General features: G+C 69.7%; 8 protein-coding genes. 5 read left to right on the top strand and 3 right to left on the bottom strand.

The annotated features are described in order from the left end of the window. Positions 1 to 219 (bottom strand): hypothetical protein (locus tag GORHZ_RS00115; RefSeq protein WP_006329092.1); only part of this gene is annotated, 219 nt, incomplete at its 3' end. Then, the gene (locus tag GORHZ_RS00120) at positions 216 to 1,760 is read right to left on the bottom strand and encodes a PspC domain-containing protein (protein ID WP_006329093.1); all 1,545 of its coding nucleotides are present in this window, start codon (positions 1,758 to 1,760) and stop codon (positions 216 to 218) included. The genes GORHZ_RS00115 and GORHZ_RS00120, both read right to left, overlap by 4 nt. Before the next feature lie 158 nt (positions 1,761 to 1,918). Between GORHZ_RS00120 and GORHZ_RS00125 the strand changes: the two genes are divergently transcribed. After that, positions 1,919 to 3,142, top strand: a complete 1,224-nt coding sequence (locus GORHZ_RS00125) for an ATP-binding protein (protein ID WP_006329094.1) — start codon at positions 1,919 to 1,921, stop codon at positions 3,140 to 3,142. Then, entirely contained in the window at positions 3,139 to 3,807 is a 669-nt protein-coding gene (locus tag GORHZ_RS00130; RefSeq protein WP_006329095.1) for a response regulator, read from the top strand. The genes GORHZ_RS00125 and GORHZ_RS00130 overlap by 4 nt, the downstream gene beginning before the upstream one ends. 111 nt (positions 3,808 to 3,918) lie before the next feature. Here the strand turns inward: GORHZ_RS00130 and GORHZ_RS00135 are convergent, their stop codons facing one another. Next, the gene (locus GORHZ_RS00135) at positions 3,919 to 5,154 is read right to left on the bottom strand and encodes a serine/threonine-protein kinase (protein WP_040529471.1); all 1,236 of its coding nucleotides are present in this window, start codon (positions 5,152 to 5,154) and stop codon (positions 3,919 to 3,921) included. A gap of 78 nt (positions 5,155 to 5,232) precedes the next feature. Between GORHZ_RS00135 and GORHZ_RS00140 the strand changes: the two genes are divergently transcribed. The 3 genes from GORHZ_RS00140 to GORHZ_RS00150 form a co-directional block, all read left to right on the top strand. Further along, positions 5,233 to 6,282, top strand: a complete 1,050-nt coding sequence (locus GORHZ_RS00140; RefSeq protein ID WP_040529472.1) for an Rv2578c family radical SAM protein — start codon at positions 5,233 to 5,235, stop codon at positions 6,280 to 6,282. A gap of 144 nt (positions 6,283 to 6,426) precedes the next feature. Next, positions 6,427 to 7,194, top strand: a complete 768-nt coding sequence (gene imuA' / locus GORHZ_RS00145; protein WP_006329098.1) for a DnaE2-dependent mutagenesis accessory factor ImuA' — start codon at positions 6,427 to 6,429, stop codon at positions 7,192 to 7,194. Then, on the top strand, positions 7,194 to 8,750 hold a 1,557-nt coding region (locus GORHZ_RS00150; RefSeq protein ID WP_083877144.1), incomplete at its 3' end, for a DNA polymerase Y family protein. The genes imuA' and GORHZ_RS00150, both read left to right, overlap by 1 nt.

Consider the following 8,750-nt stretch of genomic DNA (forward strand, 5'->3'; position numbering starts at 1 on the left):
GTGGCGGCGCGAGGAGCGTGCGCCGGTCAGGATCAGCACCAGCCCGATGAGCAGTCCGACCGCGACGGCGATCCAGCCGAGATCGGCGGCGTCGGGCAGGTCCGGGTTCCCCGCGATGCCCCAGCCGGCCAGCACGAGTGCCACGATCCCCAGGATGATCAGGCCGGGCGAACGGTGGCGGGTGTCTGTCGCCTCCGATTCGGTGTTCATGTCATTCATCGGGTCACCTCCACATGGCCGACGTTGCTGCGGGCGTTGATCGTCAGGACCGGGCCTTCGGTGCCGTCGTCGCCGCCGGAGAGCCCCTCGGGGCAGCTCTCGTCACCGATCCGGGTCTCGCAGTGCGCCCGGACGTTCATCCCAGGGGGCAGCAGCACGGCGACCTCACCGATACCGTTGTGAAGGTCGACGGTGCGGTCCCCGGTGAGTTCCACCGATCGCAGGTCCAAGGTCATCCGCCCCATCGTGAGCGTGTACTCGCTCTGGATCTCGTTCTCGCTCAGTGGCTTCCAGGTGCGCTCACCCGTGCCGCCGGGTGGGAGCCCGTCGAGGTTGGCGACCGCCGCCGACACCACGACCGCGACACCGAGGGCCAGCGCCACCGGGACGAGTCCGGTGCTGTGCCGACCCGACCTGCGCCGTCGCAGGCCGGCATGGACCAACCCGACGCCGACGACCGCGAGGGTCAGCGCCAGGACCCGGGTTGTGGTGAACCAGTCCACGCCCGCCTGATGAGCCGCGGCACCGGCCGCGCCGACGATGACCGCCAGACCGAGGACGACGAGGGTCAACGGCGATCGACGCTCCTTCACCTCGCCCGGCGTGGGCAGAGGTGCGGGTTCGGGGAGATCCCAGGCGAACTCGGCGGCGCCCAGCGGATCCCAGGCCGGGGGTATCCGATGCGGATCGTCGGGGGCGAAGGCGCCGGAAGCCGCAGCGCCGGAGGCGGCAGGGCCGGAGTCCGCCGGGGGGACCGGTGCGCCGGGATCGGTCACCGGGGGCTGTGGTCCAGTGGGGTAAGGCGAGTTGGGTGGATAGGGCGCCGTGGGGGAGGACGGCGTCGGGAATAACCCCGTGGGATAAGGCTCCGTGGGATAGGGCGCCGCGGGATACGGTGCGGCGGGATAGGGCGCCGCGGGATACGGTGCGGCGGGATAGGGCGACGGCGGATATGGGTTCTCGGCGGAGAACTGTTGCGGCACCGGCGTGGTCGCTCCCGTCGCGGTGTCCGTCATCGAACGGGGCACCCACCGCTGCAGATCATCCGGGGTACCCGACCAGCCGGTGACCGGGGCGGGACGGTACGTGTCGGCACTGGTTCCGGGTGGTGGTTCGGGGGTGCGCTGATAGAGCAGCCACCAACCGAGCAGCATCAGGGCCGCACCGACCAGGCCTCCCGAACTCCAGGTGGCGTTGGGGCCGAACGACGTCAACAGGATGATCGCGAGGACGATCAGCAGGATGAACTTGCCGTTGCGCTGCGTCATGCTCGCGCGACCGCGCTGTCCATCCCATCGTTCGGTGGCACCGGTTCCGAGTTGGTCGGCCCGGTCCTGGCCGGGCATCGTGATCCAGGCCGCGATGTAGAGCAACAGACCACTGCCGCCGAACAGCGTGGCCACCACGAAGGCGACCTTGACCAGCGTCGGATCGACCCGATACCGCGCACCGATACCCGCGCACACCCCGGCCACCGTGCGGTTGCCGCGGGGCCGGACGGGTCGGGTCGCCCACATCCGTTCGAACTGCTTCGTGTCCATGGTCCCCATCGTCGTCGTCGCGCGGACTCCGCACATCGGGGACGACCCTGAGAACGTCCCTGATGTGCATCGGGGCCCGACCGTGCCACCATCGAAGTGTGAGTGGTCGTGCCCCCGTGCCCGCGTCATCCTCCGTGGCGTCGTCGACGCCCCGGTTGGTGCGCCGTGGCGGGGGCCGGGTCATCGGTGGCGTGGCCGGCGGGATCGCCGATCATCTCGGTGTCGACGCCTTCCGGGTGCGGGTCGTCTTCACGGTGCTGGCCGCCATGGCAGGGGCCGGCGTGCTCGCCTACGGTCTGTTGTGGTTCTTCTGCCCGCCCGGCCACGACACGGCCCCGCCCTCGCCGGGGGAACGGCGACAGGCCTACGGACTCGCCATCGTCGGCCTGGTCGCGATGTCGGTCGTCGGGTTCGCCGCCTCGGGTACTCCGGCCGCCTACCTCGTGCCATTCGTGTTCGTGGCCGTCGGCGCGAGTCTGGTGTGGCGCGAGTTCGACACCTCACGAGCGTCACCGCGCACCCCTGTGCTCACCTGGACCCGGCTGATCGGCGGCGCCCTGCTCGTGATCGGTGGGCTCGTGGTGATCGTGCTCGCCGGTGATCAGAACTTCGGTGGGCTCTCCACGACGCTGCTCGCCGTCGCCGCCACCCTCATCGGAGTGCTGCTGCTGACCGTGCCGCTGTGGATGCAGATGTTGCGCGCCCTCAACGAGGAACGGGCCGCGCGCATCCGCAACGCCGAACGCGAGGAGATCGCGTCCCACCTGCACGACTCGGTGCTGCAGACGCTGGCGCTCATCCAGAAACAGGCAGGCAAACCCGACGAGGTCGCACGCCTGGCGCGCAGCCAGGAGCGGGAGCTGCGCGGCTGGCTGTTCGGCGATCCCGCACAACGGGCGGGCTCGTTGTCGGCGAGTCTGCAGGGTGTCGGGGCCGAGGTGGAGGACGACTACGGCATCGAGGTCGACGTCATCACCGTCGGCGATCTGCGACCCGACGACGAACCGCCCGCCGATCGGCGCCGCTGGACCGCGCTCGTCGGCGCCACGCGCGAGGCCTTGATCAACGCGGCCAAACATTCCGGGGAGCGCAAGGTCGACGTCTACGGAGAGGTGACCGACGATCAGGTCGAGGTGTTCGTTCGTGATCGGGGTGTCGGTTTCGATCAGGATCTCATCGACGACGACCGTCAGGGGATCGCGAGGTCGATCAGGGCGCGGATGCAGCGGGTGGGCGGTGAGGTCGCGATCGACTCCACTCCCGGGCGCGGCACCAACGTGCGCCTGACGATGCCGCGCGGCCACGCCGCCGGATCCGATGCCGAACCCGGCATCGCGGTGCCGGCGGAACAGCCACACAAAGAAGAGAAAGGACATCGATGACCGAGGCGGCGCCGTGCCGGATCTTTCTCGTCGACGACCACGCCGTGTTCCGGTCGGGGGTCCGCGCCGAGCTGGCCTCCGAACCGGGTCTGCAGGTCGTGGGCGAGGCGGGCGCCGTGGTCGAGGCGGTCGCGGCGATCGTGCGCCTGCGGCCGGATGTGGTCCTGCTCGATGTGCACATGCCCGCAGGCGGAGGTGTCGCCGTGCTGCGCGGGGTCACCGACGCGATGCCCGACGGGGCGCCGGTGTTCCTGGCGCTGTCGGTATCCGATGCCGCCGAGGACGTGATCGCCACGATCCGAGCCGGTGCACGCGGGTACGTGACCAAGACGATCGACGGTCGCGAACTCGCCGACGCGGTCCGTCGGGTTGCCGACGGTGACGCCGTGTTCAGCCCTCGGCTCGCCGGTTTCGTGCTCGACTCGTTCACCGGCAAATCGTCGTCACCCGAACCGCCGCTGGATCCGGAACTGGACTCGCTGACCAAACGGGAGCTCGAGGTTTTGCGCCTGCTCGCCCGCGGGTACACCTACCGTGAGATCGCCGACGAGTTGTTCATCTCGATCAAGACCGTCGAGACGCATGCGTCGAACGTGCTGCGCAAGACCCAGCAGTCCAACCGGAACGCGCTCACGCGCTGGGCTGCGACCCGCCACATCGGCTGACCGCACTCCCGCCCCTCGCCCCGCACCACCAGCATCTGTCTCACGACCATGCTGGCAGTCGGGGGACGATCGGAATTCCGGGGGAAGAACCGACACGGGGCGGGGTGGGCGTCAGAGAAGGGCGACGGCCAGGCCGACGAGGATGGCGATGAGTGCGACGAGGGCGAACAGTCCGAGAACGACCGTGGTCGTCGACGTCGACGGTCCGCTCCAGGTCGGGCGCGGTGTCGGGCGCGGGCGCGGGCCGGACATGACGTCTGCCCGGGGTGTGGCCGACGGGGCGGGTGAGGCCGACGACCGGGGTGTGGCCGGGTCGGACGTCGAGGTAGCGGCTGGTGCGTCGTCGGCGGTCGGGGTCACGACCGGCCGATGGGTACCCGTCGGATGGCTACGCGAGGGCCGCGGAGACCGCTGTGCCCAGACCGGGGTGCCACCATCGGGCCGCCGCAGGGGGCTGGTCAGCACCTGCTGGATCGAACCGCGGGAGCCGGCGGCCACCCGCGCGAGGCGGTCGCGGGCCTGCGCCATCGTCGGGCGTTTGTCCGGATGCGGTTCGAGCATCGCCAACAGCACCGGCTCGAGCGCGTCGGCCCTGGTCATCGGGTTGATCCGGGCTCGGGCGACCTTGTGCAGCAGCGCCAACGAGTCGTCGTCGACGCCGAACGGGGGCCGGCCCTCGACGAGCGTGTAGACCGTCGCGCCGAGCGAGTAGACATCCGACGCCTCGCCGGGATCGGCGCCACGGGCGACCTCGGGTGCGAAGTAGGCCGGGGTGCCGGTGATCACACCCGACTGGTTCGCGGCGGTGTCGTCCTTGGCGCGGGAGATCCCGAAATCGGTGATCTTGACCAGTCCCGCATCCCGCCCGGTCGTCGTGACCAGGATGTTGCCCGGTTTGATGTCGCGGTGGATGATGCCAGCCGTGTGGGCGGTCGCCATCGCATCGGCCACCTGGGCGCCGATCTGTGCCGCCTGGTCGACATCGAGAGTCCTTGCGGTGTGCAGGATCTGGGCGACACTTCGGGAGGGGAGATACTCCATGACGAGCCACGGCTCACCGCGGTCGAGGGCGACGTCGTGGACGGCGATCGCGTTGCGGTGGGCGAGTTTCGCGGCGATACGACCCTCTCGCATCGCGCGCTGTCGAAGGTTGTCGGCGGACTCCTCGCTCAGCCCTTCGGTGGACACGACCTGCTTCACGGCCACGTCGCGAGCGAGGAGTTGGTCGTGGGCCAGCCAAACGGTACCCATGCCGCCCCCACCGATACGCGACCTCAGCCGGTAGCGGCCGGCCACCAGCGTCTGCGGTCCCGGTGTGCGGTGACCTTCCGGTGCGGTGGGTGGCATAGGCTGCATGATAGTCGGGCCCGCCGGGGCGGGCGCGAGAGCTTGACACTTCGGTCGCACATATGTTCGACTGTGCGCATGCGGTGGGCCGGCCAGGGTGTCGAGGTCGATGACGGAGCGCTCCCCGGGCTGGGGAAGGCCGGTCTGGTGCGGTCGGTGCAGACTCCCGAGTTCGAGGGGATCACCTTTCACGAGGTGTTGGCCAAGAGTGCGCTCAACCAGGTACCGGATGTGGCGAACCTCCCGTTTCGGTTCACGGTCAACACCTTTCGCGGTTGTACCCATGCGTGCCGGTACTGTTTCGCCCGTCCCACGCACGAATACCTGGAACTCGACGCAGGCCGGGATTTCGACACCCAGGTGGTGGTGAAGCTGAACGTGGCCGCGGTGCTGCGCAAGGAGCTGCGTCGGCGATCGTGGAACCGCGAGACCGTGGCGCTGGGAACCAACACCGACCCCTATCAGCGGGCCGAGGGACGCTATCGACTGATGCCGGGTGTGATCTCGGCCCTGGCCGAGTCGCAGACCCCGTTCTCGATCCTCACCAAGGGCACCTTGCTGCAGCGGGATCTCCCGTTGTTGCGTCAGGTGTCGCGGCGGGTCCCGGTGAGCATCGCGATCTCGCTGGCCATCCATGACGCCGAACTGCAAAAGGCGGTGGAACCTGGTACCCCGACCCCGCGGGCGCGTCTGGAGTTGATCCGCGCGGTGGCCGAGGCGGGCTTCGCGCCGCATGTGATGGTGGCGCCGGTGATCCCGTATCTGAGCGATTCCACCGCGCACCTGGAGAGTCTGTTGGCAGCCCTGGCCGAGGCCGGCGCGTCCGGGGTGACCGCGTTCCCGATGCACCTTCGGGGTGCGACCAAGCCATGGTTCCTCGAATGGCTGGCCGACGAGCACCCCGCGCTGGTACGGCGGTATCGCGGGCTCTATGGGCGGGGTGCCTACGTGACCCCGGAATACTCCTCCTGGCTGCGGGAGAGGATGCGCCCGCTGGTGCAGCGGTACGGGCTGGCCGGGTCGTCGCTGGCCGGGTCGTCGATGACGCGGGGGTCGGGCGAGCGGCGCGACACCGATCCCGATCCGGTGGCGAAGCCCGAGTTGCAGCAAGCGCTCACGCTGTTCTGAGCTGGGTCGAATCCGGTCGCGTTGACGGTTGTCGGTAGGCCGTCCTAGGATCAAATCGAATCGAAAATATGTTCGAACAGCATGCATCTTCCCTGCGCGCTGATTGCGGAAATTCGACAGGAATTCGCAGGTCAGGAGGATTGTATGGGTGGTGCAGGGAATGTTGGCGCGGAGAACGCCGAACTCGACCGTCTCCGCCGCCAGATCGCAGCGATGACCGGGCGCCCCGACCGCCGCGCCGTCGGTGTCGCCGATCGTTCGACGGACATGTTGCCGGTTCCGGAGGCGCTGGCCGATCTGCTGCCGCAGCGCGGGATCGCCCGCGGCAGCGTGGTGACGGTTTCCGGGGCGCGGTCGATCCTGCTGTCGGTGATCGCGTCGGTCAGTGCGTCGGGCGCGCAGGTGGGAGTCGTGGGCCTGCCCGCGCTCAACTTCGGGTCGGTCGAGGAGTTGGGCGGCGATCTGTCGCGCATCGCCACGGTCCCGGACCCGGGGGTTGATCCGGTGGAGGTCGCCGGGGTGCTGCTCGACGGTCTCGACCTCGTGGTGCTCGGACTCGATGGGATCACGGTTCCGCCGTCTCGGACCAGGGTGGTGATGGGCAGGGTGCGCAAGCAGCTGTCGACCCTGCTGGTGGTTGCCGGCACGTGGCCGGGGGCGCACCTCCGTCTGGACGCGGAGGTGATGGCCTATCGGCATCTGCCCGGCGGGGCTGGGCCGTCCGACCTCGCGGATGCCCGGGTCGGTTACGGCAGGATCGGCGGGATGTCCCTGCAGGTCACTGTCACGGATCGGGGACGGCGCCGGAAGATCGGCGAGATCGACTTCGTTGCAAGGGGTTTCGGAACCGAAGCACGGATGGGACTGGTGCCGTCGCAATCCCGGGAGCCGAGCCTGGCGGTGGCCAACTGATGGGTGCCTCGACCTCCCGCCCGACCGTACGGACGCGATCCGCGAGGACAGGTCGGGTGCTGGCCCTGTGGTGTCCGGATTGGCCCGCGACCGCCGCCGCGATCGCCGACGACCTCCCGCCTCAGCAGCCGATCGCGGTGCTGGGAGCCAATCGTGTCATCGCGTGTTCGGCGCCGGCCCGTAGCGCGGGCGTGCGCCGGGGGATGCGGAAACGACAGGCGCAGTCGGCATGCCCGGAGATGACCGTCGTGCCCACCGACGAGAATCGGGATGGTCGGATCTTTGAACCGGTCGTGTCGGTGGTGGCCGGGTTGGTGCCGGCCGTCGAGGTGCTGCGTCCGGGTCTGCTGGTGGTGCCGTCGACCAATGCCACCAGGTACTTCGGCGGGGAGGAGGTACTCGCCGAGAAGCTGATCGACGCGGTCGCCGCAGTGGGGGTGGAGGCTCAGGCCGGTGTGGCCGACGAGTTGTTCACCGCGGTGATCGCGGCGCGACAGGGGGATCATGTGGCACCCGGCGGCGATGCCGCCTTCTTGGCCGGACGACCCATCACCGACCTCGTCGTCGAACCGAGCCTGAGCGATCCGAGTCGGACCGATCTGGTCGACCTCCTTCGGCGACTGGGGATTACAACCATCGGTGCCTTCGCCGCCATGTCCATCCGAGATGTGGCCTCCCGGTTCTCCGCCGATGCCGTCGTCGCACACCGACTCGCGAACGCCACACCCGGACGACCCCCGTCGGGCCGGGTGCACCCGATCGACCTGGTGATCGAGCACGTGTGCGACCCGCCGATCGAGCGGGTCGATGTCGCGGCCTTTCTCGGGCGTCGACTGGCCGATGAACTGGCGCGTCGACTGGCCTCGGTGTCGGTGGCCTGCACCCGTCTCACCGTGGAGGCGGTGACCGAGCGTGGCCAGCGTCATGCCCGGACCTGGCGGTGTGCCCAACCGTTGACCCCGGAGGCCACCGCGGACCGGATTCGGTGGCAACTCGAGGGCTGGTTGACCGGCGGTCGGGCCGGGTCGCCGGAGCGGCCGGATTCGCCGATCGGCCTGCTGCGGCTCGAGCCGATCGAGGTCGTCGCGGCGGGAGCGCTGCAATATGTCCTGAGCGGCAACGGGTTACCCGAGGACCCGGAGGTCGACGAGCGGGTCCGTCGGTCGCTGGTGCGGGTGCAGGGCCTGCTCGGGGGTGATGCGGTGCAACTCCCGATCCCCAGCGGCGGGCGTGGGCCGGGGGACCGGATCACGATGGTGGCGCTCGGCGACGAACGGATCCCGGAGCGGGAACCGGATGCCCCCTGGCCGGGTCGGATACCGCAGCCGACCCCGACGGTCCTGCTCGACACCCCGATCCGGGTACTGGATCTGGCCGGTCACGCAGTGGAGGTCACCGGCCGCGGCATGTTCTCCGCGGAGCCCACCACGGTGCGGACCGATCGCGACGGTCGTGAGCGGAGCTGGGAACTGCAGTGGTGGGCCGGGCCCTGGCCGGCCGGTATCAGCGGCGACGATCAGGGGATCGTCGCCCGCGCCCAGGTCCTGCTCGACGAT

The organism is Gordonia rhizosphera NBRC 16068, assembly GCF_000298195.1.
Classification (GTDB): domain Bacteria; phylum Actinomycetota; class Actinomycetes; order Mycobacteriales; family Mycobacteriaceae; genus Gordonia; species Gordonia rhizosphera.